This window comes from Pseudocnuella soli (assembly GCF_004347775.1).
GTDB lineage: Bacteria > Bacteroidota > Bacteroidia > Chitinophagales > Chitinophagaceae > Flavisolibacter > Flavisolibacter aquaticus.
Map to the genome: position 1 here is coordinate 3,665,091 of NZ_CP037755.1, position 26,215 is coordinate 3,691,305.

Annotated in this window: 18 protein-coding genes; 6 read left to right on the forward strand and 12 right to left on the reverse strand. The window is 49.8% G+C overall.

Annotated features, from left to right (window positions below):
- Positions 1-18: 18 nt before the first annotated feature.
- The 5 genes from EPD17_RS15055 to EPD17_RS15075 all read right to left on the reverse strand — a co-directional run bounded on the left by EPD17_RS15055 (position 19) and on the right by EPD17_RS15075 (position 10,528).
- The gene (locus tag EPD17_RS15055) at positions 19-3,360 is read right to left on the reverse strand and encodes a VCBS repeat-containing protein (RefSeq protein ID WP_240040638.1); all 3,342 of its coding nucleotides are present in this window, start codon (positions 3,358-3,360) and stop codon (positions 19-21) included.
- Positions 3,361-3,605: 245 nt separating this feature from the next.
- Positions 3,606-5,471, reverse strand: a complete 1,866-nt coding sequence (locus tag EPD17_RS15060) for a RagB/SusD family nutrient uptake outer membrane protein (protein WP_132055443.1) — start codon at positions 5,469-5,471, stop codon at positions 3,606-3,608.
- An 11-nt stretch (positions 5,472-5,482) separates the two neighbouring features.
- Entirely contained in the window at positions 5,483-8,650 is a 3,168-nt protein-coding gene (locus EPD17_RS15065) for a SusC/RagA family TonB-linked outer membrane protein (protein ID WP_240040639.1), read from the reverse strand.
- A 438-nt stretch (positions 8,651-9,088) separates the two neighbouring features.
- Complete coding sequence (locus tag EPD17_RS15070; protein ID WP_132055445.1) at positions 9,089-10,033, reverse strand: YsnF/AvaK domain-containing protein; 945 nt, start codon at positions 10,031-10,033, stop codon at positions 9,089-9,091.
- Positions 10,034-10,072: 39 nt separating this feature from the next.
- Entirely contained in the window at positions 10,073-10,528 is a 456-nt protein-coding gene (locus EPD17_RS15075) for a YsnF/AvaK domain-containing protein (protein ID WP_132055446.1), read from the reverse strand.
- Between the two features lie 407 nt (positions 10,529-10,935).
- Here EPD17_RS15075 and EPD17_RS15080 point away from each other — a divergent pair, with 407 nt between their 5' ends.
- Positions 10,936-13,158, forward strand: a complete 2,223-nt coding sequence (locus tag EPD17_RS15080) for a sodium-translocating pyrophosphatase (protein WP_132055447.1) — start codon at positions 10,936-10,938, stop codon at positions 13,156-13,158.
- A 147-nt stretch (positions 13,159-13,305) separates the two neighbouring features.
- Here EPD17_RS15080 and EPD17_RS15085 read toward each other — a convergent pair whose 3' ends face one another.
- The 3 genes from EPD17_RS15085 to EPD17_RS15095 form a co-directional block, all read right to left on the reverse strand.
- Positions 13,306-14,250 (reverse strand): 1-phosphofructokinase family hexose kinase, encoded by a 945-nt coding sequence (locus EPD17_RS15085; protein ID WP_132055448.1) that lies wholly within the window; start codon positions 14,248-14,250, stop codon positions 13,306-13,308.
- Between the two features lie 207 nt (positions 14,251-14,457).
- The gene (locus tag EPD17_RS15090; RefSeq protein ID WP_132055449.1) at positions 14,458-17,058 is read right to left on the reverse strand and encodes a cation-translocating P-type ATPase; all 2,601 of its coding nucleotides are present in this window, start codon (positions 17,056-17,058) and stop codon (positions 14,458-14,460) included.
- A 191-nt stretch (positions 17,059-17,249) separates the two neighbouring features.
- On the reverse strand, positions 17,250-17,768 hold the full coding sequence (locus EPD17_RS15095; RefSeq protein ID WP_132055450.1) for a DUF4142 domain-containing protein: 519 nt from the start codon (positions 17,766-17,768) through the stop codon (positions 17,250-17,252).
- Between the two features lie 242 nt (positions 17,769-18,010).
- Here EPD17_RS15095 and EPD17_RS15100 point away from each other — a divergent pair, with 242 nt between their 5' ends.
- From EPD17_RS15100 to EPD17_RS15115, 4 genes are all read left to right on the forward strand, one after another.
- Complete coding sequence (locus EPD17_RS15100) at positions 18,011-18,925, forward strand: sterol desaturase family protein (RefSeq protein WP_132055451.1); 915 nt, start codon at positions 18,011-18,013, stop codon at positions 18,923-18,925.
- 70 nt (positions 18,926-18,995) lie between these two features.
- Entirely contained in the window at positions 18,996-19,379 is a 384-nt protein-coding gene (locus tag EPD17_RS15105; RefSeq protein WP_114236157.1) for a BlaI/MecI/CopY family transcriptional regulator, read from the forward strand.
- Between the two features lies 1 nt (position 19,380).
- On the forward strand, positions 19,381-21,042 hold the full coding sequence (locus tag EPD17_RS15110; RefSeq protein ID WP_132055452.1) for a M56 family metallopeptidase: 1,662 nt from the start codon (positions 19,381-19,383) through the stop codon (positions 21,040-21,042).
- 1,205 nt (positions 21,043-22,247) lie between these two features.
- Positions 22,248-22,706, forward strand: a complete 459-nt coding sequence (locus EPD17_RS15115; RefSeq protein WP_132055453.1) for an LEA type 2 family protein — start codon at positions 22,248-22,250, stop codon at positions 22,704-22,706.
- Positions 22,707-22,757: 51 nt separating this feature from the next.
- Here the strand turns inward: EPD17_RS15115 and EPD17_RS15120 are convergent, their stop codons facing one another.
- Together EPD17_RS15120 and pyrE are read right to left on the reverse strand one after the other, a co-directional pair.
- The gene (locus EPD17_RS15120) at positions 22,758-23,108 is read right to left on the reverse strand and encodes a heavy-metal-associated domain-containing protein (protein WP_132055454.1); all 351 of its coding nucleotides are present in this window, start codon (positions 23,106-23,108) and stop codon (positions 22,758-22,760) included.
- A gap of 22 nt (positions 23,109-23,130) precedes the next feature.
- Positions 23,131-23,766: an orotate phosphoribosyltransferase gene (gene pyrE / locus EPD17_RS15125; protein WP_114236161.1), complete on the reverse strand. Its 636-nt coding sequence runs from the start codon at positions 23,764-23,766 to the stop codon at positions 23,131-23,133.
- A gap of 96 nt (positions 23,767-23,862) precedes the next feature.
- Here pyrE and EPD17_RS15130 point away from each other — a divergent pair, with 96 nt between their 5' ends.
- Positions 23,863-24,486, forward strand: coding sequence for an NUDIX hydrolase (locus tag EPD17_RS15130; protein ID WP_132055455.1), 624 nt, complete (start codon positions 23,863-23,865; stop codon positions 24,484-24,486).
- 158 nt (positions 24,487-24,644) lie between these two features.
- Here EPD17_RS15130 and coaD read toward each other — a convergent pair whose 3' ends face one another.
- Together coaD and EPD17_RS15140 are read right to left on the reverse strand one after the other, a co-directional pair.
- Positions 24,645-25,133 (reverse strand): pantetheine-phosphate adenylyltransferase, encoded by a 489-nt coding sequence (coaD, locus tag EPD17_RS15135; RefSeq protein WP_132055456.1) that lies wholly within the window; start codon positions 25,131-25,133, stop codon positions 24,645-24,647.
- A 12-nt stretch (positions 25,134-25,145) separates the two neighbouring features.
- Complete coding sequence (locus tag EPD17_RS15140; RefSeq protein ID WP_132055457.1) at positions 25,146-26,075, reverse strand: aspartate carbamoyltransferase catalytic subunit; 930 nt, start codon at positions 26,073-26,075, stop codon at positions 25,146-25,148.
- Positions 26,076-26,215: the final 140 nt, after the last annotated feature.

Consider the following 26,215-nt stretch of genomic DNA (forward strand, 5'->3'; position numbering starts at 1 on the left):
CGCAAAAAGGTGGAAATATTAAAGCGCTGCGGGTTTATATGCAGTTACCGGCTGGCCGTTGATGCCAAAAATAAGGGCGCCGTTCAAAGCCAGTACGCTGCGTACATCACCCCAAATTTTTAAGCCGCTCTGGTGCTGCGGCACATATTGAAAACCGCCTTTGCCATTGCCCGACAGCAACATGCCGTAGTTGGCGTCGGCTTTGCCAAAACGCAGCCTTGCTTTGTTAGTGTTGCCGCACAGCAGCAGGTCCTTTTTACCATCCTTATTATAATCCAGCGCTGTGATGGTAAACACCGGCGCATACTGTGCCTGCACCGGCAGGGGCTGCGCTACAAAAGCACCGGCAGCATTGCGGGTAAACAGCATCGTGTGCAGGTTGTTGGCTTTAAGCTGGCCCGCGCCTTCCAGTTCTTCCGGCGTAAAAATATCGGTGATGGTGGCATCGGCGTAGGAAGCGTAATCCTGGTAGCGGGTACGCATGATGCTCAACTGGTCGAGCAACTCATCGCGAAACACATAAGGATAACTTTTGCCCTGGATGTAAAAACACAAAATAGGATCAACTGCGCCGTTGTCGTCAAAGTCTTTGTAGTAGAGTGTAGCTGGCTCGGCATCGCTTACCTTGCATTGCATATTGGTGCCCTGGTTACCCAGCACCAGGTCGGTTTTGCCGTCACCATCGAGGTCTTCGGCAAGTATGCGGTTCCACCAGCCGCTGTATTCTTTTGTAAAATAGCGCTTGGTATCATTGCGTAGCTGGCCTTTTGCATTAGAAAAAACAGACACCGGCATCCATTCGCCCACCACTACCAGGTCGGGCGTTTTATTGCCGTCCAAATCAGTAAACGCTGCATCAGTTACCATACCGGCCCGTTGCAGTTCCGGGGCTACCTGCTTGGTTGCATCACGAAAAGCGCCTTTGCCATCGCCCAATAAAACATAGCTGTTGGGAACTTCGGGGTAACGGCCCGGCACTACCCTGCCACCCACAAAAAGATCGGGTGCACCATCGCCGTTGATATCGGCCGACCGCACACAGCTTTTTGCAACCAGCATGGAAGGCAATGCGCCAACCGCTTTTTTGAAACCGCCTTTACCATCGCCGAGGTACAGGCGGTCTTGCAGCAGCGAATCATCGGGCAAAAGATTGTGATAGCCGCCGCTGGCGATATACAGGTCCTGGAATCCATCCTGGTTAGCATCAAAGAACAATGCATCAGCATCTTCGCTTCCCTTGTCGGCATCCAATGCAGCAACAGGTATGTTGCGGAATGCGCCACCTTTTTGTTGTACAAACAGGGCACCGGCCACGCCACTGCCACCGCCAATAAACACATCGTCGAGGCCGTCGTTATTGATGTCGCCTTTTACCATGCACGGCCCGCTGAACGACAGCGGGTTGGTTATGAGGGGCTGGCGTTTAAAATCATTGATGGGCGCAACAGGGTGTGTGTAATTAAACGGGCTTTTTACAGCAGTGAAAAATGGCGCTGGCGTAGCGGCAGGTTTCCATTGTTCTGCAGCATCGGCTTCTTTTACTTCCAAAATTTTATTGGTAGCAACACCGGTTAATACCTGCTGTTTGCCGCTTTGCCACACTACCCGTACAGAATCAATTTTCGCATCGGCACCCAAACCAAAATGCAGCACCGGCGACACGCTGGATTGAAAGCCGCGGCTAGGCATTTGCTCGAGCAATTGCTGTCTTCCATTTGCATACAACCAAACCTTTGCACCCAGGCCCATTGTGTTTTTGCCAGCACCGGAAAGTTTTACTTTCAGGTAGTTGTGTTTCAGCTGCTTGCTCGATTCGTTTTGCAGGATAAAAGCCGGCTTGTTGATATTGTTAACCACCAGGTCAAGGTCTCCGTCATTGTCCAAGTCGGCATAGGCAGCGCCATTGCTGTTGGATGGCAGGTCGATGCCCCATTGCGCCGACACATCCTGAAACTGTACGCCGTTTTTATTCTTAAAAATATAATTAACCACGTTGGAAGCAGGCATTTGCTCCACCAGTTTCAGCACATCGGCACGCAGTATTTGCGCATCGCGGTTTTCCAGTTTGTCGCCCATGTACTTCATAAAGTCCATGTTGGTAAAATCACGAACATATCCGTTGGTTACAAACAGGTCTTTCCAGCCGTCGTTGTCGTAATCGGCAAAAAGTGGCGCCCAGCTCCAGTCGGTGTTCGACAAACCAGCAAGCTGGCCCACTTCGCTGAACGTACCGTCGCCATTTGAAAGGTGCAGCATGTTACGCATATATTGGTAATGAAAACCGGTGCGCACATTGAGGTCAAATTTTTCGTAATTGTCCGGCGCAAACAGCAGCTTCTGGCGCTTGTTATCGGCGGGCAACATGTCGAGGGTGAAAATATCCGGTAAGCCATCGTTGTTGACATCGGCCACATCATTGCCCATCGAAAATTGCGAAGTGTGCCCGAGGCTTTCCGTTTTCTTATCGGTAAACGTGCCGTTGCGGTTATTGATGTATAAATAGTCTGGCGCAGCATAATCATTCGACACATAGAGATCGGGCCAGCCATCACCGTTGACATCCGAAATGCCTGCACCGAGGCCATAGGTAAATGCCGAACTGCTCAAGCCTGCTTTGGCCGTTACATCAATGAATTTGTTGTCATCATTTCGATACAGCCGTACGCCGTACATGGGTTCCTCCACGGCCATGATGGCTGCAGTGGCGGCTTCGTCTAGCACAGGCGTAGTGCGTGGATTGTGGTTGAGTTGAAACAGGTCGAGGTCGCCATCGCGGTCGTAGTCAAAAAAATAAGCCTGCGTGGAATGTGCCGGTGCGGTGAGGCCAAATGCAGCGGCCTGCTCTTCAAATTGCGGGATGCCTGCGGCGGTTTTTCCCTTATTGATGAACAACTGCGGCACCAACTTTTCTGGCCGCAGGTTGCCGGAATAAGCAACGTAAATATCCAGTAGCCCATCGCCGTTTACATCGGCCATGGTAACACCAGTTTTCCAAGGGCCCTGCCGGGGCACCACACCCGACGCTGCGGTAATATCGTCAAACTGCATTCCGCCCTTGTTTTGGTACAGTTTGCAATCGCCCATATTGGAGGTAAAAAAAAGATCGTCCAGCCCATCGCCGTTGAGATCGCCAACAGCCACGCCACCGCCATTGTAAAAATATTCGTACATCAACACGTTCGTATTGACGCCTTCAATCAATGAGTCGGAAAAATAAACGCCGGTTTTTTCGGCAGGAAGCACGGTAAACAACTGCGGCCCTTTATTTTCTTCGGCAGGTGCGTCGTTTTTTTGGGTGCAGGAAAAAAGGCTGGCAACAGCTACCAGGCACATGGCCGGCAGGAGGCGGTGGCAAATCATACAGCGCTACAAATCAATTAGGTGACGTAAAAAAAACAGCGCAGTGGTTCGCTGCGGTATGTTTTCCAAAAAAAATTTCCCGGTCTGTTCCGGCGTTTTTAAAAATACGAAAAACCGGCATTCCGGCAGTTTTATAGTTGTACCAAAGGCTTCGAAAGTTGGGTAATGGTGTTTCGGCTTGCGGCAAAAAAAAGATCCATGCGGCTAACGCATGGATCTTGGTATGGTGCATCATTTAGTTTTGCTTATTCGTAACCCGGGTTTTGAACCAGCAGGCCGTTACGCTGTATTTCCGACAAGCTGATTGGACGGAAATACATTTTGTCTAACCAGGTCCTGTTTTCTAGGTCATTGTTAACTACTGGCGTGTAGGTGTAGTTGAAAGCGTTCGGGTCTTTGCGGTAAGGCGAAGGTGCCGTCGCGCCTGGTTTCAACTGTCCTTCAATCTGAATGAACTGCACTTTTCTGCCCAGGGTTTGCGGTGCAATCATCCAGCGGCGTGCATCGAAATACCTGTGTTCTTCCAGCAGCAGTTCAATGCGGCGTTCGTTGCGGTAACGGTCGCGGAGCGCCGCTCCCGACTCGGTAACTGCCGGCATCCCTGCGCGGAACCGGATTTTGTTCAACCAGTTACGGGCTTCTGCCTCTTCACCCAGTTCGATGCAAGCTTCAACATAGTTTAAAACCGCTTCTGTAAACCGGAAGAAAGGCCAGGGCACCAACTGCGGGTTGGTATTGTCGCGGATGCCTGGATCCGGATCGATGAACTTGCGGAAATAATAACCGGTAAAGCTGCCGTTCCAGTTTTCGATAGGCCCCTGGCGGGTATCGATGCCCACAATTTTGTTGGAGCCTGCAAAGTAGGTTCCGGCCTGGATCTGGTTCGCAGGATCTTCAGCCCGGTTCCGCGGTTTCCAGCCAGCACCATCGTACAAAATAGATGCGTAGAAACGGGGATCACGATTAGCATAAGGATCTGCTTTGTGCGTTGGATTTGCCCAATCGAAGCGGCTGCCGTCCATCAACTCATAATCGTCTACCACTTGCTGAATCGGTGTATTGCCCGCCCAGTTGTTGTAGCCGTTGGGGCCTTGGCGCAGACCGTGGCGCATAGCACCAACTTCCTGCTCAGGCGAAAAAGTGCGTTCAAACAGGAGCTCGTTTGTACTGGCAACAGTAGGATCAGCATCGGGGTGCTTGCTGCGGCCGCCCATGGCAATAGCCAGGTAGTTCTTGCGTCCTTCATCGGCCGACACCGGAGCGGTGAGGTTGGTTTTGTAACCAGAACCTGCTGCGTCGAGCACTGCTTTGGCGGCGTCTTTGGCTGCCTGCCAGCGTGCCCGGCGGTCGCCGGAAACAAAGCCGATCAGCTCAGGCTTTGCGTACGAATTCAGCACTGTTGATTTTGATTTTGCCGTAGGCACATCATGCAGGTCAGATGCTGCGTATAGCAACTGCCTTGCTTTAAGCGCCATTGCAGCAAGATCGGAAGGACGTCCTTTTACTTTTGACTGACCGTTCAGCAAAGTGATTGCAAGGTCAGCTTCAGTAATAATGAAGTTGTGTACCTCCGCATAAGTGCTGCGGGCAATGCTAAAACTGTCGGTTAACACGTAAGGTTTAGTGACCAAGGGAACACCACCATAAAAACGCAGCAGCTGATGATAATAGTAAGCCCGGAGAAAACGAGCTTCACCTTCGAGTCTTCTTTTCTGCGCTGCATCAGTGATGGCAGCATCAGGCAGGTTTTCCAACGCAATGTTGGTTTGGCGAATAAACCGGTACATGTCGAAGAACGTCGTTGTACGGTTTTGCCATCCCGGGTTGGAAGGGCTTGCGCTGCCTTGGTTGAATGTATTGATGTTGCGGCCCTGGTGCGTAAAAATTGCTTCGTCGGTAAGGGCTGCAAGCATCTCTTCATCAAAGCCGCCTTCGAACAATCCACCATACAGACCAAATACAAATGCTTGTGCTAATGCAGGGTCTGACCACGTAGCTGCTCCATCAATCTGGTCGAGCGGCCTTGTATTTAAAAAATCTTTTTTACAGGCAGGAAGCAATCCGCCTGCCGCTAGCAACAAAATCCAAAATTGCTTTATTGTACTTTTCATGATTGTAGGAATTAGAAGGTAACACGGGCACCAAATGAAATAATCCGGGACTGAGGATAAGCATATCCGTTTTCTGCCGTTGCCTCCGGATCCCAAATGCCCAACTTATCCCAGGTAGCAATGTTCAACCCACTTACATACAAACGTAAGCGGCTGATACCTAACCGGTCGCCAATGCTGGGAGCAAGGTTGTAACCCAGTTCGAAGTTTTTGAAACGCAAATACCTGTTGCTGCGCAACCAATAGGTGTTGTTGCCCTGGTTGCCGGCATAGTAACGGTTGTTGCGGCTCACCAGACGAGGATGTTCGCTGCTTGGATTGTCAACCGACCAGCGGTTGTTGTAACCATAATCCAGCCAGTTGCCAAACTCACCAGTCTCGTTGAAGTTCAGCCTTTGCAAGCCGCCGGTTGCACCTTGAAACAGCATCGACAGGTCAAAGCTTTTGTAGCTCATATTGATACTGATGCCGCCAGTGAAGAGCGGGTCGCGAGTTTGGTCAAGACGCACCTGGTCGAAGGCGTTGATCTTGTTATCTCCGTTGATGTCCTTGAACTTCATGTCGCCGGGGCGCAGTTCCCGTTCGATCTCAGTGTAATCGAGGGTATTTGCAGCGATGTCTTTTTCGTCCACAAAAATACCATCATACTCATAAGCCAAGTAGGCAGCACCGTTGGTACCAACAGGACGACCAACTGTTTTTTGATACTCAGGGGCACTGGCGATGTCGTTCCATTTCAGCACCTCGTTTTTAGAGTAACCTCCGTTAATTGCAACCGTATAGTTGAAATCACGACCCGATTTACCATTGTAACCCAGTCGGAATTCCCAGCCCCGGTTCACCATTTCACCTTCGTTTACAGGTGGAAGCGAAGCAATACCGGCACTGTTTGGAATAGTTGCAGCATTTGTGATCAACATCTGATCACGCTTGTTGCGAAATACGTCAAACTCGAAGAAAACACGATTGTTGAACAGCGAACCTTCCAACCCGATATTGGCGTTGGTAGCAACTTCCCATGTAAAATTGAGGTTGGGCACACGGGCTTCAGTTAGTGTACGCTGGATTTGTCCATTGATTACTTGTGTACCAGAGAGTGAGTAGGTAGACAAAAATCCAAATGCAGGCAAGTTCACACGGTCGTTACCCATCTGGCCGTAAGAACCCCTGATTTTCAAGTTGTTGACAAACTTAACTGGCTCAAAGAATTTTTCTTTGGAAATGGTCCAGCCTGCCAGCACGCCAGGGAAGAAACCAAAACGCTTGTCCTCTGGGAAGAAGTATGAACCATCATAGCGCCACAGGAATTCTGCAAGGTATTTCTCCTGGTAGTTGTAAGCAGCCCGGCCAAAGTAACTAAGCCGAGCTTCGTTGAAACCGCCGCCGCCAAGATCTTGCTGTACAGTACCACCAACACTCAACTGATCCAATGCAGGAGAAATAAAGTTGCGCCGGAAGGCAAAGAAGTTATCACCTTCTCTTTGTTCTTTTTGAATACCCGCTAATAAGCCAACGGTGTGATCACCAAAGGTGCGATCGTAGTTTAGTAAACCGGTAAGCGTCAGCTTGAACTCCTCAGCATCGCCCATGCGTAATTGGGGGTCGGTAAAAGTTGAACGAATGGTTCTGGTGAGTTTGGGTGTTACACCGTCTGCCTCAAAAGTAGTTTTGTCCCAAGTGTACAGCGCCCATGGGGTAGCAAAACGCTTGGTGCGCTGCATATACTTATCAGCCGCTGCTTGCAGCGTTAATTTCAGCCCACTCACCCAGGGGTTGCTGATGACAACGCTTCCGTTTGCTTGCAGGTAATCACGCTTGTCCTTATCATAACCAGTGGCGCCAGTAGTTACCACCACGGGGTTTTGTCCGTTTTCAATGTCCGGTCCGGGAAGACCATTAGGCCAAACAGCAATTTCCGTAGGCTTGCCACGGATCAGCATTCTGAAGATATCGCCGGCACCTACCGTTGGGAAATCACGAATTTCCTGGCGGTACAAAGCACCGATGGTTGTATTGATGTACTGGTTAATTTTTGCATCTACGTTAATGCGGGCATCGTATTGGCTGTATTTGGTAGCCGAGTTTTTGTAGTAAGCATCCTGGTTTTGATAACCAATGGAAGCCAAAACCCGCACCGCTTCTGTACCGCCGCTTACCTGCAGGCTGTGTGTTTGCTGGTTCGTCCATTTTTTAAACACATTGTTGTACCAGTTGGTATTAGGATGCGTCAAGGGGCTGGAACCGTCTGCAAACTTTTGTACGTCTTGCGGCGAATAAATAGCATTTACACGCTGGTTGTTGTCAGAACGAACATAAAAACCTTGTTGCTTGATCGAAGGCCAAGCTGCACCCCACTGGCTGTATGGTACATTCTGAAACATAACCTGCTCATTCATCAATTCCGCATATTGCGCAGCACTGGCCATTTCCGGCACAACGGTTGGTTGCAGCAGGCCATAGTTGTAGTCGTAAGAAACAACGGGCTTCCCAACTTTACCTTGTTTGGTAGTGATCAGGATTACACCGTTAGCTGCACGGGCACCATAGATGGCCGCAGCAGCATCTTTAAGAATCGACATACTCTCAATGTCGGCGGGGTTTAGCCGGTCCAAACCACCAGCTCGGTCAGGCACACCATCGATCACCACAAGTGGTGAGCTGTTGCCGAAAGAGTTTGTACCGCGAATGCGGATGGTGGAACCATCATAACCAGGCTCACCGCTGCTTTGGATGGCAGTGATACCGGGCAGTCGGCCTGCCAGCGAGTTGGACAAGTTTACGGTTGGCGACTTGTCCAATTCCGTGCCCTGAACGGCAGCAACCGAGCCGGTAACGGTGGCCTTTTTTTGCCGACCATAACCCACTACTACCACCTGTTGCATTTCCTGGTTGGAGGCAGTCAGCGACAGGTCAACCGCTGCACGGTTGTTGATGGCAACTTCCCGCTGGCCAAAGCCAACAAAGGAAAAAATCAACGTTCCATTGGCTGGCGCCGAAATGGAGAAAGCACCCTGCTCATTTGTTTGGGTGCCGTTGTTGGTTCCCTTCACGGTTACTGTTACACCCGAAAGCGGCTGGCCCGAATCGTTGGTTACGCGACCGGTTACCGTACGCTGCTGTGCGCTTAGAGTAACTGCAAAACCAAGAAGAAAAAGGATTAAGAAATTTCTGGCCCTCAAAATTGGCGCAAGTGTCCGGAAAAGGAAATGTGGCTCCTTTTCCCTGCAATAGCAGATGTTCATGGCATTAATCGTTTAGTTGAGATTAAATTTTCTTACAATGCACGAAACAATATAGTCCAAAAAAAATGTTAATGAAAATTGCCGCTTTAAAACTTTTCAACACATATTGCACTAGAAACCAAGACCCTTGCTGCATCAGTATTTGCTGAGCATCAAAAATTTGGGCATTAAAAAATAAGTAATTAAAACCGGTTAAAATACTGATGGTGCCGGTTAAAAATTGAGAAGCCGTTTTTTTGGCTTGTTTAAACACTTCAGTCTTTTACTATGCTAACGGCCCATTTTAAAGGAAAGAGCCGCAATATTTTAGCCTAGTTATAAGCACAAAAAAGCCGCTGAGTTAGCGGCTTTTTTGTGGGTCAACGTTGTTGAACGTTAAAGACTACGATTGGTATTGTCGCGGAGATTGTCCCGCAGGTCTTTGTCGGTATCCCGATAATCTGATCCGCGCAGGTCGTTGTCGCGCAACAGGCTGTTGTCATTCAAGCTTACATCGCTGCGGTCGGTGTAATCCCGGTCGCTGCGATCAGTTGAGCGACTCCGGTCGCCCAGCTGCTCCACGTCCACATCAGTACGGCGTACCGTGTCGCGAATCGTTTCATCGCGTTCCGTGGTTTCTTTACTCAGGCGCACCTCTTCTACCACGCGGGCTTCTTTGTTAACCACAGGTACTTCTGCCCTTTCGGTCAGTTCTATTTCGCCTTCACGAAATGCACCCATTTCGCCGGTGCCTACCGGGCGGTCTACAGGGTTGCGGTCCACACGTACATGCTCTTCGCGCAGGCGCACATGTTCTTCCACAGGGCGCTCCACAATGCGGCTGCGTACCCGCACGCCACCAGTTTCTTCAGAGCGTTTGCCTACGTTCAGGTCTTCCCGAATGACGGGAATGGTCTGGTCGCGGTCGCCACGGAAATCACCCCGTTCGCTGTAATCGCTGCCGGTACCTGATGCGTTCAACCTCGATGAGCGTTCGTCTACATCGATGGCACCATACTCGTCCAGCAGGTCAGCGGCACGTTCTGCCTCGCTGTCCGACTGGGCGTGCACAGTTACAACACAATCACTGGTATTAGCCACGCGGCTATAACGGGTAGCCTCATCATCATCGCCACCAAACAAGTTTCTGAAAAATCGCGTGATGCCACTTTCATGGTCCCGGTCGCGGTCGGTGTCGGTGTAAGAAACACCGGTGGTGCTGCTGTCCCGTCCCGAAGAAATATCAATCCGATCCCTGCTGATTCCTGCGCTTTGGAGTTGCGCTACTGCACGTTCCGCTTCATTTCGGTTGTCAAAAAAACCGATCACTGTTTGAGCCATAATAGCCTCCTATATTTAATGGTTAAGGGAAAACATTGTTTAAAACCTTTCGGTGCCGTCCTCGCCGTTGCGGGTACGCTCTACCTGCACCGATTCTTTGAGCAGGGAAATTTCCTGCATCAGCGGCGTTTCGGTTACCTGGCGTGTAATGCGCAGTTCCTCCACCACTTCGTACCTTTTTTGCACCACGGTAAATTCCCGTGTCACGGGTATGATCATTACATCGCCTTCGTACCGCACCGAAGGTGGTGGGGTATCCTGCACCTGGTTTACCGGCACCCGCTCTATATGGTATGATTCATTGACTACGGGCAGGTTCACCACCGTGCTTTCTTCGCTCACTGTTTTGTGTATGCGCACTTTCCCGGTTTCCACTACTTCGCGGCTGATCACTGCAAACTCTTCCATTACCGGAATCACCTGTTGTTTGCCGCCGTTGGCAGCATCGGGTTGTTGCAGGTGTGGGTTGTTTTGAGCGTCGTTGATGTTATTCATAGCAGGAGGATGTCCTCCAAATGCGTGCCCTTTTGGGCTGCCCCTTTAAAAGGGCTGAAATGGAGTAGCATGAGCATCATGCTGGCTAATTGAGGTGTATATAAAATTTCCCACAAGCAATCCACTATTTTATTTATAAACGAAAAAGCTATTAAACATAGTGGCTAAAATCTGCTCTGGGTAAGGATTACAAGCTAAAAGCATCTGCCTGATTTTCCTCAACCGCAAATTTTAACAAATCAAAATAGGAATCAACCCCATCACCTATCTTTGGCAACTATCGAAAATTGCTGCCACTGCTTTGCCCGTTTTACGGGCTTTCATTTAAGTGTGCCGTCAGCTGCCATTTTAATGAATTGAAAAAGTCCGCGGCCTGCAAGGACCACTAAAACCCAAAACAATCGTACATGAACACAACCGTGTTGTATCTCGTTCCACTAATGGGCCTTATTGGCCTCCTTTACACCTTATGGAAATTTAGCTGGGTGAGCAAACAAGATGCGGGCACCGACCGCATGAAGGAAATTGCCCATTATATCGCCGAAGGCGCCATGGCGTTCTTACGTGCCGAATGGAAGATCCTGACCTATTTTGTTCTGATCGTTGGGCTGCTTTTGGGCTTTATGGCCAGCCGCAACCCGCACTCCCACTGGTTCATAGCCGTTGCGTTTGTGATCGGTGCATTCTTTAGTGCACTGGCAGGTTATATCGGTATGCGTGCCGCTACCAAAGCCAACGTTCGCACAGCGCATGCAGCCCGCACCTCGCTTTCCAAAGCGCTTAATGTTTCCTTTACCGGCGGCGCCGTTATGGGTATGGGCGTAGCCGGACTGGCCGTACTGGGTTTGGGAAGTTTGTTCATTGCCCTGCATGCTTATTTTGCGCAGGGTGCCGATGTAAATTCAGCCGAAATGCTGCGAGCCATTGAAGTGCTCACCGGCTTTTCACTAGGTGCCGAAAGCATTGCCTTGTTTGCTCGTGTAGGTGGCGGTATTTATACCAAAGCTGCCGACGTTGGCGCCGACCTGGTGGGTAAAGTAGAAGCAGGCATCCCCGAAGATGACCCGCGCAACCCTGCTACCATTGCCGACAACGTAGGCGATAACGTAGGCGATGTGGCTGGTATGGGCGCCGACCTTTTTGGTTCTTATGTAGCCACAGTTCTGGCCACTATCGTACTGGGACAGGAAACCAATTCAGATGATGCATTCGGTGGATTTGCACCCATTTTATTACCCATGCTCATTGCAGGTGTAGGCATCCTGTTTTCTATCATAGGTACTTTCTTTGTGCGCATTTCCGACAAAGCCGGAGTTAGTACAGCTGCTGTACAAACTGCCCTGAACATGGGCAACTGGGGCTCCATTGTTTTAACAGCCATTGCCTCTTACTTTTTGGTAAACTGGCTGATGCCCGAAACCATGACCCTGCGTGGCAACGAGTTTACCAAAAACGGTGTGTTTGGTGCCATCATTGTGGGCCTGGTTGTGGGCACGCTCATGAGCATCATTACCGAATATTATACCGCTATGGGCAAACGCCCGGTTAATTCCATCATCCGCCAGTCGGGTACCGGCCACGCCACCAACGTAATTGGCGGTTTAGCTGTGGGCATGGAATCTACATTTTTGCCCATCCTGGTTTTGGCTGGTGGCATCTGGGGTTCGTACGAAATGGCGGGCCTGTATGGTGTGGCTATTGCCGCTGCCGGTATGATGGCTACCACTGCCATGCAGCTGGCGATTGATGCTTTTGGCCCTATCGCGGACAACGCCGGGGGTATTGCCGAAATGAGCGAATTACCCAAAGATGTACGTGAAAAAACCGATACGCTGGATGCCGTGGGTAACACTACTGCTGCTACCGGTAAAGGTTTTGCCATTGCCTCTGCGGCACTTACTGCACTGGCGCTGTTTGCGGCTTTTGTGGGTGTGGCCGGTATTGAAGGCATTGATATTTACAAGGCCGATGTACTTGCTTGCCTTTTTGTGGGCGGCATGATTCCCTTTATTTTCTCGTCGCTGGCCATCCGCGCCGTAGGCGAAGCTGCCATGGCAATGGTTGAAGAAGTGCGCCGCCAGTTCCGCGAAATTCCGGGCATCATGGAAGGAAAAGGCAAACCCGAATACGACAAATGCGTGGCCATTTCCACCGAAGCTTCCATTAAAAAAATGATGCTGCCCGGTGCCATTGCCATCGTATCGCCAATCATTGTGGGCTTTTTGATGGGCCCCGAAGCGCTGGGCGGATTTTTGGCCGGTGCTACGGTAAGCGGTGTACTGATGGGTATGTTTCAAAACAATGCCGGCGGTGCCTGGGACAATGCCAAAAAGAGCTTTGAAAAAGGCGTAGACATCAACGGGCAAAAATATTACAAAGGTTCTGATCCGCACAAAGCTTCAGTAACGGGTGATACCGTGGGGGATCCATTTAAAGATACCTCCGGCCCGTCGATGAATATCCTCATCAAACTGATGTCGATTGTTTCGCTGGTTATTGCCCCAACGCTGGCCATTACATTTAATACAAAAAATAATTCAGAGACCGGTGCAGCGAAAGCAGAACGCAGTTGGTCTAATAAAGCAGAATCAACAAAAACAACAGCCGCATCAACGGCGCTCTATAAATGATTTCTGCTTTGTGAGAAGAACAACCACGCCCCTGCGCCAAGCGGGGGCTTTTTTATTGAATAAAAAATTGAAAAGGCAAAAGTCATAATGCGCAGCAGTGTTTCTTTTGCTGGTTTTGACTTTTGCCTTTTCAATTGGAAGCTCATCCTATAATTCCGCCATCGTCTGAACCCGAAGTTTGGGGAGCAGCCGGTCCACGTCTTCTTTGTGACACAACTCGGTGCCGGGATTCATTGTTGCGGCGGTGCCTGCAGCAACGCCCAGGCTTAATATCTCCTGGTTCGATTTTCCCTGGAACAACGCCAACACCATCGCCGCCACCATACTGTCGCCGGCGCCAACGGTGCTCAATTTGCGCACAGGCGGCGGCGTTACCATCACCACTTCATCGGCACTCACCAGCACTGCGCCTGAGGGGCCCATCGAAACGGCCACCAATTCGCATTCGCCACGGGCAATAATTTCGCGGGCCACATCATCTACCCGCTCCATGTGGATCTCCTCTTTACCCACCAGCGAACTCAGTTCGGCAATGTTTGGTTTTAGTAAAAAAACGCCTTCGCTTGCGGCACGTTTCAACGCTTCGCCCGAAGTATCTGCGATAAAGCGGGCGCCTTTTTGTTTGGCAATGGCCGCCAGCCGGGCAAAAATATCGAGCGGCACGCCGGGCGGAAGGCTTCCACTGGCCACCAGGTATCTTAAGCCTTCGAGGTTTTCAATTGCTTCCATCAACTGGTACAGTTCCACATCGGTGATGGGTGTTCCGGGCAAGCCAAAACGAAACTGCCCGTTGGTGGAATCATCCACCACAATCAGGTTTTCGCGTGTTGCCCCCGATACCGACACCACCTGCTGCGGAATGCCCTCGCCTTCGAGCAACTCCTGTAGAAATTTTCCGGTATAGCCACCAGCCGGGTAAACAGCCAGGGCTTCGCCGCCCAGTTGTTTGATGGCCCGCGCTATGTTGATGCCGCCGCCACCGGGCTCGTAACGCGGTTGCGAACAACGCAGTTTTTTCTCTGGTATCATGGCGGGCACCGTGGTGCTTTTATCAATGCATGGACTGAACGTGATGGTTACAATGGGAAACATGGGCGCAATGTTTTGAATAAAAAATGCAGCAGTGCCGGGGCATGCCAGTGTATCAAGACCTGTTTATGTTTACGTCAATTACGGCTTCATGCTGTAGCAAAACCGGGACCGCAACAGCGACAACTACAAACAATCTTTTTACACCCTACAATTTAACGCAACGAAGGGGCCCTTTGCATTGACTAAGTTCAGGTGGCTTATTAATATTTATGCGGCTTTTGGCAGCGGCCTTTTTTTGCGCTTTAAAATCTTTTCAATTTCAACGGCTATAAATACAATTGAGGAGAGACCTACTGCTATGCCCAGCTCGGAAAGGGTAAGCGCTTGTGTGCGGAAAATAGGTTGCAGCCACGGCACATATATAACGGCCAGTTGCAACAACAACGTAAGCAATACCGCACCCAGCAAGGCTTTGTTGGAAAAAATGCCCTGCGAAAAAAGTGATTCCCTGTCGGAGCGGATGGCAAACACATGCCCCATCTGGCTAAAGCACAACACGGTAAACACCATCGTTTGCCATTTCGAAGAATCGATGTACAGGTATTGTGTAAAGATAGAAACAAAGCCAAGCAACAAGCCCACCCAAATAATATGCACGCCGAGGCCGCCTGCAAAAACACTTTCTTTTGGATGGCGCGGTGGCCGGTTCATAATGTCTTTTTCGGCGGGCTCCATCGCCAGCGCCAAACCGGGCAAGCCATCAGTAACCAGGTTTACCCATAATATATGCACGGGTAATAACGGTATAGGTAAACCGAAAAACGGCGCAAGAAAAATCACCCAGATCTCACCGGTGTTGCCGGTCATGGCATACTTGATAAACTTGCGGATATTATCGTAAATGCGGCGGCCACTACGCACTGCTTTAACAATGGTGGCAAAATTGTCATCGAGTAAAATAAGATCGGCTGCTTCTTTGGAAACATCGGTGCCGGTGATGCCCATGGCCACACCAATGTCGGAGCGCTTCAACGATGGTGCATCGTTCACGCCATCGCCGGTCATGGCTACAAACTGCCCGGCCGCTTGCAGTGCTTTTACAATATTGAGTTTTTGCTCCGGCGACACCCGTGCATACACAAATACCTGCGGCACTGTTTTAGCAAATTCTTCTTCCGACATTTTGCTCAGCTCAGATCCCGAAAGTGCACGGCCGCCGGGCTCCACCATGCCCAGTCGTTCGGCAATATTGCGGGCTGTGAGTGGGTGATCGCCGGTGATCATCATGGGCCTGATGCCAGCTTTGCGGCACTCGGCAATCGCTGCTTTTGCTTCTTCACGCGGCGGATCAATGATGCCGGCAAGTCCGATCAATTGCAGGTCCTGCTCCACGGTATCGGCATCTAAGCGGTCGGGCAATTGCGCTAATTTTTTTTCGGCAAAACCCAGCACCCGCAGCCCGTCGCCCGACATCTGTTCATTTACCTGCTGGTATTGTTCGCGGTCACCATCACTGATGCCGCTAACCCGCTCGAGCAACACATCCACCGCTCCTTTTGTGATCAACCAATAACCATCGTCGGTGCGGTGGATGGTGGTCATTAATTTCCGGTCGGAGTCAAAAGGAATTTCGGCGCTGATGGGAAATTGCTCCAGGGCCTGTTGCCGGGTTACACCCAATTGGCTAGCTAGGTTGTACAATGCAATTTCAGTAGGGTCGCCGGTGAGGCCGCCCTCCTTGTTTGGCTCCACGTTGTTGTTTAATGCCATCGCCTGCAACAGGCCTTGTTGATCTGGGTCTTTGAAAGCTTCAGCCCAAGTTTGCTCATTCCATATTTCGCCACGTGCAAAAACTTTTTCCACCGTCATGCGGTTTTCCGTGAGGGTGCCGGTTTTATCGGAACAGATATATGTAACCGAGCCCAGGGTTTCCACAGCGGGCAGGTTGCGTACCAGTGCTTTTTGACCGGCCATACGGCGTGCACCCAACGCCAATGTAATAGACACCAGCGAGGGCAGCGCCTCCGGGATAGCAGCCACCGCCAGCGAAATAGCGGTGAGCAACATCAATACGGGGCGTTCGCCGCGCAGCAAGCCAAATGCAAAAACAATGGCGCAAATAATGAGCACGATCAGGGCCAGCCGTTTGCCCAGTTGTGAAAGGCGGCGTTGCAGCGGCGTGGCTACTTCGGCTTCATCAAGCATGGTGGCAATGCGCCCCAATTCAGTATTCATGCCGGTGGCCACCACCACCCCACGGCCTTTGCCGAAAGTGACGAGTGTACTTTTATAAGCCATGTTTGCCCGGTCGCCTAAGGGCAAAGATTCTTCAGTAAGTGCGTCTGTTTTTTTATCAACCGGCGCCGATTCTCCGGTAAGCGACGCCTCTTCGGCTTTCAGTGCATTGGCTTCAAACAGCCGCAAGTCGGCCGGCACAATATCGCCGGCTTCGAGCAACACTACATCGCCGGGTACCAATCCTACCGCAGGCCGCGTGCCCACCACGCCTTCGCGCATGATCCGTGCATTAGCCACCGCCATTTGCTTTAGCGCCTGCATGGCTTTTTCGGCGCGGAACTCCTGCACAAAACCCAGCACCGCATTTACCAAAACAATGACAACGATTGCAATAGTATCTACCAGTTCGCCCATGAAGCCGGAAATAACAGCCGCCACCAACAACACAAGGATCATAAAGTCCTTGAACTGGTTGAGCAAAATACCCCATACGGTTTTGCCTTTTGCCGACTGTATTTCGTTGGGCCCCCATTGCTCCTGCGCCTGTGTGGCAGCCGCTTCTGTCAGCCCTTTTTCAGTGCTGTTGAGCGAACGGAAAACTTCGGCTACTGGTTGTTGATAGTATTCCATAACCTGTTGTTGATGACAAGAAAGTTAAAACAAACCAGCGGTAAACCGGTTTAAAAGAATGCTGCTGTAACCGTTCATTCATTGCTGCAGCAATGGTGTATCGGGGTTCATTTTTATAAAAAGGGACTACAAAAGAAAAGGCCGGGTTCAAAGCGAACCACGGCCATTTCTTTTACTAATTACCTAAAAAGTTAACGGATCCGTTTAGCAATCGTATCAGCCATGGTCAGGTGCATTTGAATTTTGGGCAACATGGTTTGTCCATAGTTGCGCAACTGCTCATTGTTGCCGCTGCGGATTTCCTCCTGCGTTATACTGCGGGCCATATCATGCGCAGGAATTTGTGTTACGATGTACGCCGAATCAAAACTTTTTCCGCTCAAGCCCATCAGCACCGGCATCAGCGAAGCCGCCATTGCATTGAGCGAATCGGACGGCCGGCTCACGCCAATGTTGTTGGCAATCTCGGTCATCTGGGTTTCGGCCATGGTGTGGTCGGTGATCATCATTTCGGCAAAATTGCGCACCGACACATCAGTCGCTTTTGCCAGGGCCAGGTTGGCCAAAGAAATTTCGCTGCGGTTAGATAAGGTAATGTCCCGCACAAAAGCTTTGTCCTGAGCCGTCAGGTTGTCGTCGTTTTCATCTTTGGTGCAAGCAGTAAATAAAAGGGTCAGCGCCAGTCCGCCAAAGGCCAGCAAATTTTTCATACTGTGTGTTTTTTAAAAAAAAAAAGGTTAGCGATTGAAATAAGGGGCAACATGCCCATAAGCAGGTGGGGAAACAAATACTATGCTACTCGTGCCTTTTGTTTTAAACAGAGAATATCTAACCCGGCGGTATTCGGTGGGCAAAAAAGTTTCGGGGAAATGGTATTGCAGCAGTGTCAATGCAGATGCACCTTTTATCAAGCATCGCTTCTTTCGCCCCAGGCAAATGTTTACATTTAGATATGCCGCCTGCCATTCTTTATTACGCCATCCCATTTTTCGTGGTGTTGCTTTCCATTGAAGCCTACCTGTCGTGGCGGGAGAACAGGGGCCTGTACGAAACCCGCGACACATGGAGCAGCCTGACGCTGGGCATCGGCAATGTGCTCACCGGATTCATCACCAAAGCCCTCATCTTTGGCCTCTTTACTTTTTTATACCAGTTCCGGCTGTTCAACCTGGAGGCAGATACCTGGTGGTATTGGGTGCTATTATTTTTTGCCGACGATTTTTCCTACTACTGGTTTCACCGTACCTCGCACTGCGTGGCTTGGTTTTGGGCCTCGCATGTGGTGCACCACTCCTCGCAGCATTACAACCTGGCGGCGGCGCTGCGCCAAACCTGGACCGGCAACCTAACCGGTTCGTTCTTGTTCTGGGCCTGGATGCCGCTGGCAGGCTTCCATCCCATCTGGGTGCTGTTCATGCAACAAATCAGTTTGATTTACCAGTTTTGGATCCACACCGAGCTGGTGCACCAGCTACCTCAGCCACTCGAGCTTATTTTAAATACACCATCGCACCACCGGGTGCACCACGGCAGCAACCCCAAATATTTGGATAAAAACCACGGCGGCATCCTTATCATTTGGGATCGGCTGTTCGGCACTTTTCAACCCGAAGAAGAACGGCCCACATATGGGCTTACGCAAAATATTGGTTCGTTCAACCCATTTGTGGTGGCTTTTAAAACATGGGGCGAATTGTTTGCCGGCGCAAAAAATGCCGGTTCGCTGGCTAAAGGCATCCGGTATTTGCTACAACCTCCTGCGGCAAAAGATGACGGTATTAATATTAAGGAAGCGCAGCAGGAAACTCCAAGCACCGCCTTCAATGTAAAAAACCGCCACCACCAGGCATTTGACCGTGTTAAATAAAAATTAATCCAATTTTGGTGTAACCTTTATACGAAGCTAATCGTATATTCGTAGAGCAAATATTCAGGTTATGACCAAATACATTAAACCAACGGAAAGCGAGCTGGAAATTTTGCAAATTCTCTGGGAGCGGGGTTTGGCCACAGTGCGGGATGTTCATGAGGGTTTAAGCAAAACCAAGGACGTAGGATACACCACCACGCTTAAACTCATGCAGATCATGCATGAAAAAGGCCTGGTAAAACGCGATGAAAGCATGCGCACCCACATTTACCAGGCGTCGGTAAATAAGGAAAAAACCCAAAAGCACATTTTGGGTAAAATGATCGATTCGCTGTTCGGAGGCTCCTCCACCCAATTGGTGCTACAGGCACTGGGCACTTCCGAAACAAAGGCCACACCCGAAGAACTGGAAAAAATTCAAGCGCTTTTGGATAACCTCAAAAAAAACTAACATGACTGCATTCAGCCAATCGGCATTGTTGCAGGCCCTTGGATGGGCTACGCTGAACAGTTTGTGGCAGGTTGGGTTGTTGTGGTGCGGGTATGTGCTGGCCTGCAGATACGGTTCACTTTCGGCGGGCAGGCAATTCAGGCTTGCCGCCTTGGGCATAGGTTTGGGTGTGGTTAGTTTTGCCGCATCATTTTGGGTATACCTGCAGGCGGGCAGCAAACTCCTGTTCAACCCGCTGCTGATCAACGAAACCAATAGTGGTTGGCTGCCCGCGGTGCTGACCGCCGCCTCTGTTGCTTACCTCCTGCTGCTGGTAATCCCGGCCGCAAGGTTGTTTCAAAATTGGCGGTTTCTGCGCAAGTTGCGCCGGAGCCACCTGGGCAAAGCGCCGGTTCAGTACCGGGTTTTTGTACAAAAAATAAGCGGCCACTTGGGCCTGCGCAAACCTGTTGGCGTGTATTTGTCGGCGTTGGTTAATTCACCCGTTACCATTGGTTTTGTAAAACCGCTGATTCTGTTGCCGGTAGCTTCTTTTAACCAGCTCAGCATCCGGCAGGCCGAGGCCATCCTCCTGCACGAACTGGCACATATCCGCCGCTTTGATTTTGTGTTCAATATCGCCATCACCGTGGCGCAAACCCTGCTTTATTTTAATCCATTTATCCGGCTTTTTGTTCAGGCTGCAGAAACCAGCCGCGAAAGAAGCTGCGACAACCTGGTGCTGCAGTTTGATTACGACCGGGTAGCTTATGCCTCTGCCCTGCTGCAGCTCGAAAAAACAAAACAGGGGCAACTTGCCCTGGCAATGGGTGCAGCCGGAAAGAGCCCGCTGTTTCAACGGATCCAGGAAATACTGGGCATGCAACAGGCCCGCCCGGTGTTGAAAATGCAGCACCTCACGGGGCTGTTGGCTTCCATGTTGTGCATTCTGGCACTGCATTCCCTTTTTATTGCCGGCAAAACAGTCGGAGATAGTAACGTGCTGGAAGCAGTTACCCGGATGGCCAACCCACTGCAAATTGCCTTTACAGAATATGAAACGCCGGCACAAACCACAACAACCACTGTTGTACACAGTGAAGTTGTGACGACGGTAGTTGATCAGCCGGAACCGGAGGCACCTGCCGAAGCGGAAATGTTCGGGGCGCCACCCGCTGCCCCCCTGCCCGATCCGGCCTATATACAAGTAGCCGAAACTGAAGTGGCAATGCCGGTTTTGTCGGCCGACGAGCAGCAAAAAGTGGAGGACGTGATCAGCAGCACCAAAAAAGTACTACCGGTTTATGAATGGAAAAAGCTGGAAAAAGAAATGGCCGATGGCCTGACCGAGGCAGAAAAAATGGAAGTGCAGCAGCAGTACAATGCGGAGATGAGCCGCATCAACTGGGAACGGATGCAGCAAAACCTGACGCAGAATTACCACCAAACCGACCTCGACAAGCTGCAAGTGTATCTCAAATCAGCCGAGGCGAAGATCAAACAAGACAGCCTGATCCAGGTGTATAATGCCCTATTGGTACAGCTTGAGGGAGCTGAAAAAGCATCTGCCGCCCTGGCCCTACCCGATCTTAGCTGGGCAGAGATCGAACAGATTCGTTGCCAGATCCGCCAGACCAGGGACAGCCTTTTGTCGGTTCAAAAGCGCCCAGTAGTGAAGTTGTAGATACTGACATTTTTACCGTAGGCGTTGTAAAATTATAAAAAGGCCCTCCCATTTTGGGGAGGGCTTTTTTTGCGCAGCCATGAAGTTGAATTCAGTTCTCAGCTGCTGTTTAAACCAATTACGGCCGATTCGGACAGCTCTTCTCGGCTCTTCCCCATGCTTTATAATTTCTGCAAATTGGCATATAAATGCCTTACCAATTTGTACTAGCTAGAGCGCTTTTAGCCAAAAAACCGATCCTTTCTTGTTGATTAACCAAACTACTGGTAAAAATTGCTCTGCTATAAGCGGGTATTTACACACACGCTGTCGCTCCTATTCAGCTGGAAAACTTCACCAGCTCACAATGCGAACATCTTCCCGCCGCGAAGCGAATAATCTCACATATTTGAATTCACCATTAGTAGAAAACTAATCACCCCTCCGGTTTCCACGTCGTTTTTATTTACCCGCCATAAATCAACGTTCATGTTAAAGGATGCATTGTATCTAGTTTTTCAAAAAACTATTGGCTCACCAAACTCCTCATTTACTTGGCGCAGGGAAAGTTGGCTAAAATCAATTCGCGACATTATTGCAGTTTAAATCACTTCTGACCGAACCGAGCATTTTCCGATACACCACGATATAACCAGTCATATTGGCGGCATCACTCGAAGCTCTTAACCTTTTCGACTCAGTGTGAACACTCAACAAATTCAGTGAAAATGTCAGACACAAAAACTCTGTTGTAAACACAGACTGAATTATTGGAATAGAGCCCGGCTGAAAAAAGATGCTATTTCAGGCGCTAAAAATTTATTTCAAACACCAACCTCACCTTGAGTCAATTCCTGCCAAAAATCGAAAAATCCAAGATTATCATATTAATATTTTATAGCGATTTTGGAACAACTAAAGTTTTTAAAACCCAAAATTTTATATTTCATTGAATATCAGTCACGTTAACCGACAATCTCGATTTTTTCCAGTTGTTCAATTCACCAGTTTAGCTACCTTTTAATCAGACGACAAAATTCAATAATTAATAGTATATAAATATTGTAATCCGTTATAAAAGAATTATATAGATAAAACATCTTAACTAAAAATGATAGTTTAAATGCCGCTATTGCGCAGTGGCACGTTACTATTTTTTTTAGCATTGATTGTCAGGAATTTCGGTGGGCTATTTCAGCCCTGCACGGTTTTTGAAATGATCCATTATGCAGATAGTCAGAACAAGCTTGGCAGCGGTGGCCGTTACCGTATTACTTACCTCCTGTTCTAAGGTGGAAGCACCCCAGTTCCGCAGTGTTGGGTCATTTAAGGTGAAGAAGATTGATTTCCAACAGGTGGATATCGGCCTAAATGTCACGTACTATAATCCGAACAATTTTGGCGTCACTGTCAAAGAGGCAGTGGTAGATGTGTATCTGGATTCGGTATACATGGGTAAATTCACCCAGCCTGAGGATGTGGCTGTCGACAAAAAGGCAGATTTTTCGATACCGCTTATTGGAGCCATTCCAATTGCAAAGGCGTTGCAGTTGAATGTTCGGGACGCTTTAAATAAGGAAGTTGAGGTAAAAGCGGCTGGATCTGTGCGGGTGGGAAAGGCAGGCGTCTACATTACCCGGGACATAAATTACCAGGGAAGGCACCGGGTTGACATTAAGCTATAAAAAAAGCAGCCATATGGCTGCTTTTTTTATATGTTCATTCGATTGCGTTTTTTACATCCCGCCTCCGTCTTCCGGCTTTTTGCAACAGGCAGGAAGTTTTTTATATGAGTCTGGATTTGCACTCACATCGTCGGCGTCATACCCTGCATTTGCAATGGCAGTTTTTACCTCTTCCTCATTAATCCGGTCGGTAATGTACTTAACGGTAGTTTCCTTTTTCTTTACGTTAACCGTCACCATACTGATGCCGTCGTAACGCTTCAGGTAGGTTTCAATCTTGTTTTTGCACATGCCGCATTGAACCGACGGCGTGCTGATTTTTTTGGTCACCATTGGCTTGGTCTGTGCATGCGAGGCCGCAAATGCGAAGGCGGCGACCAGTAAAAACAATAGCTTTTTCATTCTGTCAGATTTTCATGCTAATTTAATTCACGCCGCTCCAATTCGCCGGATCCTGCCGCCACTTTAACAAAACTTCCAGCTGCTCCTCCCCAATTTGTCCGCGGTGCCGGGCCAGTTCAAGCAGCGTCGGATAGTCGGTTAACGAATGCAGTGACACCCCTGCCCGATCAAATGCTTCTTTTCCCGCGTCAAAGCCGTAATTGAAAATCGAGATCATGCCCTTTACCTCCAAACCTGCTCCGCGCAGCACGTCAACTACTTGCAAACTGCTTTTCCCGGTCGACACCAAATCTTCGATCACCACAGCCTTCCGGCCTGGTTCAAAAAATCCTTCGATCTGGTTGCCCAGACCATGTTCCTTTGGCTTTGGCCGTACATAAATAAAAGGCAGCTTCAACTGGTCGGCCACCATAGCGCCCCAGGAAATACCGGCCGTGGCCACACCTACGATATAATCGGCGTCAGGGAACTGTTCAAAGGCTACATTGCACAGCTCACTTTTGATGAAATCGCGGACATAAGGAAACGAAAGCACCCTGCGGTTGTCGCAATAAATGGGGCTTTTCCAGCCGCTTGCCCATGTAAACGGCTCGGCAGGACTTAATTTAACTGCATCGATCTGCAGCAATTTTTCGGCGGTTACAACTGCGTCTGTCATATCGCGAAGTTAAGTGCCACGATATTTGGGCGCAGCAGGTTTATAACCTTGAACCGCGGTTTGTGGCCCGTGCACCCAAAGCCGCTACATTTGCGCATGAACCTGACCATTTATTTTGACAATAAACCGCTGACGATCAGCGATATGGAACCTGCCCAGACTTATTTTGAGCACTTCGTGGTGGGGCACAGCACCGATACCGATGCCCTGCAGCAATTAATTGCCGATATGGCCCTTCCGGCCACCGATGGCGGCATGCTGGTATGTGCCGATCCGCAAGCGGGCCTGGAAGCTTTAAAACACCACTTCCAGTTTATTGAGGCCGCTGGCGGGCTCGTTATTTCGGAGGAGGGTAACTTGCTGCTGATTTTTCGGAAAGGAAAATGGGACCTGCCTAAAGGTAAATTGGACGACGGTGAAGACCTGGAACAATGCGCCGTGCGGGAAGTGGGGGAAGAAACCGGGCTCAACGGCATTGAACTGAAGCAGCCACTCTGCCGCACCTACCATACTTACCACCAAAATGGCCAACATATTTTAAAAGAATCACATTGGTACCTGATGCAGGCGCCGCAGCAAGCCAACCTGCAGCCACAAACAGAGGAAGATATTCAGGAAGCGATTTGGGTAAAGCCAGTTGACTTGGAACCCTATATCCAAGGTGCACACCGTAGCGTTGCTGGTGTGTTACGATTGGTGAAGCCAATGCTTGGGCAATAGCAAAATTAAACTCGGCACATCACCATCGCTTCTATACGCTAGCAGCGATGTCCAGAAACAAGTGCTGCCTTTGACAGGTGCTGCATGAACTGGCAAAACAAGAATGGCGCTGTGGTACAGCGCCATTCTTGTCCATAAAAACGTTTTTAAGCTATAGTTCAGGCAATTTTCGGCTGTGGCTGCCTGATGCTGCGCAACACAGGTTCGGGCACAAACTGGCCCACATCACCGCCGTGGCGGATTACATCCCGCACCAGCGTAGACGCTACGGAAGTGTACTTCGGCAGGCAGGTCAGGAAAATGGTTTCAATGCCGCCGTCTAGGCTGCGGTTCATATCGGCAATGGCCTTTTCGTATTCAAAATCGTTTACATACCTAATGCCGCGTAAAATATAATTGGCCGCCACTTCCTTGCAGCAATCCACCGTCAGGCCTTCGTAAATGATCGTGTCCACTTTTGGATTGTTTGCAAAAATTTCCCGTACCCAGGCAGCACGCAGCTCCGGCGCAAACATGGGTGCTTTGCTGGCGTTTACGCCAATGCCGATCACCAGCTTATCAAATAGCGGCAGGGCACGTTCCATAATGTCGATGTGGCCAAAAGTAACAGGGTCGAAGGTGCCGGGAAAAAGGCAAATACGTTCCATACTGTGTAAAAATTATGCGTTCTGCCGGTTGGAAAGCAGGTACAACGCAGCCATACGCACCGCAACGCCGTTTTCCACCTGTTGTAAAATGATGCTTTGATCGGAGTTGGCTACATCGCTGTCCAGTTCCACGCCGCGGTTGATGGGCCCCGGGTGCATGATGGTGATGGGCTTGGGCAAACTCTCCAGCAGCCGCCGGCTGATGCCATAGGCCAAGTTATATTCGCGCAGCGACGAAAATAACACCTGATTTTGCCGCTCTAATTGAATGCGCAGCACATTGGCCACATCGCACCATTCGAGGGCTTTTCGGAGGTTGTATTCAACGCGTACGCCAAATGCTTCAGAGAGGTATTTGGGAATGAGTGTGGGCGGACCGCAAACTGTTACCTCTGCGCCCATTTTGTTGAGCAGGTACAAATTGCTTTGCGCCACCCGGCTGTGCATGATGTCGCCGATGATGGCCACCTTAACGCCTTCCAGCGTGCCGTGTTTTTCTTTAATGGAAAGTGCATCGAGCAGGGCCTGCGTGGGGTGCTCATTAATGCCGTCGCCGGCGTTAATGATGGCGGCCGGGATATGTTTGGCCAAAAAATGCGGCGCACCAGAGGCGCTGTGCCGCATCACCACCATATCCACTTTCATGGACAAAATATTGTTGACGGTATCCAAAAGCGTTTCGCCTTTTGAAACCGAAGAACCAGATGCGGTAAAATTGACGGTATCGGCCGAAAGTCTTTTTTCGGCGAGCTCAAATGAAATGCGGGTCCGCGTAGAATTTTCGAAGAAAAGATTGACGATGGTTACATCGCGGAGGGAAGGAACTTTTTTAATGGGTCGCTGTAAAACTTCCTTGAACTCCTGAGCTGTTTGTAAAATAAGCGAGATGTCCTGTGCCGTCAGGTCTTTGATACCAAGCAGGTGTCGAGTGGAAAGCGTCATTAAAGGCCAAAGTTATAGGAAACAAGAATAAGTAGGAAAGTCTGAGGAACGAAGTCCGAAGTCCGAAGACAAGTACTAACTCCTATTGATACCATTTGAATGGCATAATTAAAAATGAGGTTGGGTTTTGTTTACACTAA

Bases quoted from the DNA above. Each gene is read 5' to 3' on its own strand.
- EPD17_RS15070 (WP_132055445.1), bottom strand. From the start codon at position 10,033: ATGGCTCAAACAGTGATCGGTTTTTTTGACAACCGAAATGAAGCGGAA.
- EPD17_RS15095 (WP_132055450.1), bottom strand. From the start codon at position 17,768: ATGAAAAATTTGCTGGCCTTTGGCGGACTGGCGCTGACCCTTTTATTT.
- EPD17_RS15110 (WP_132055452.1), top strand. From the start codon at position 19,381: ATGACTGCATTCAGCCAATCGGCATTGTTGCAGGCCCTTGGATGGGCT.
- EPD17_RS15085 (WP_132055448.1), bottom strand. From the start codon at position 14,250: ATGTTTCCCATTGTAACCATCACGTTCAGTCCATGCATTGATAAAAGC.
- EPD17_RS15075 (WP_132055446.1), bottom strand. From the start codon at position 10,528: ATGAATAACATCAACGACGCTCAAAACAACCCACACCTGCAACAACCC.
- EPD17_RS15115 (WP_132055453.1), top strand. From the start codon at position 22,248: ATGCAGATAGTCAGAACAAGCTTGGCAGCGGTGGCCGTTACCGTATTA.
- coaD (WP_132055456.1), bottom strand. From the start codon at position 25,133: ATGGAACGTATTTGCCTTTTTCCCGGCACCTTCGACCCTGTTACTTTT.
- EPD17_RS15060 (WP_132055443.1), bottom strand. From the start codon at position 5,471: ATGAAAAGTACAATAAAGCAATTTTGGATTTTGTTGCTAGCGGCAGGC.
- EPD17_RS15055 (WP_240040638.1), bottom strand. From the start codon at position 3,360: ATGATTTGCCACCGCCTCCTGCCGGCCATGTGCCTGGTAGCTGTTGCC.
- EPD17_RS15120 (WP_132055454.1), bottom strand. From the start codon at position 23,108: ATGAAAAAGCTATTGTTTTTACTGGTCGCCGCCTTCGCATTTGCGGCC.
- EPD17_RS15100 (WP_132055451.1), top strand. From the start codon at position 18,011: ATGCCGCCTGCCATTCTTTATTACGCCATCCCATTTTTCGTGGTGTTG.
- pyrE (WP_114236161.1), bottom strand. From the start codon at position 23,766: ATGACAGACGCAGTTGTAACCGCCGAAAAATTGCTGCAGATCGATGCA.
- EPD17_RS15130 (WP_132055455.1), top strand. From the start codon at position 23,863: ATGAACCTGACCATTTATTTTGACAATAAACCGCTGACGATCAGCGAT.
- EPD17_RS15105 (WP_114236157.1), top strand. From the start codon at position 18,996: ATGACCAAATACATTAAACCAACGGAAAGCGAGCTGGAAATTTTGCAA.
- EPD17_RS15140 (WP_132055457.1), bottom strand. From the start codon at position 26,075: ATGACGCTTTCCACTCGACACCTGCTTGGTATCAAAGACCTGACGGCA.
- EPD17_RS15080 (WP_132055447.1), top strand. From the start codon at position 10,936: ATGAACACAACCGTGTTGTATCTCGTTCCACTAATGGGCCTTATTGGC.
- EPD17_RS15090 (WP_132055449.1), bottom strand. From the start codon at position 17,058: ATGGAATACTATCAACAACCAGTAGCCGAAGTTTTCCGTTCGCTCAAC.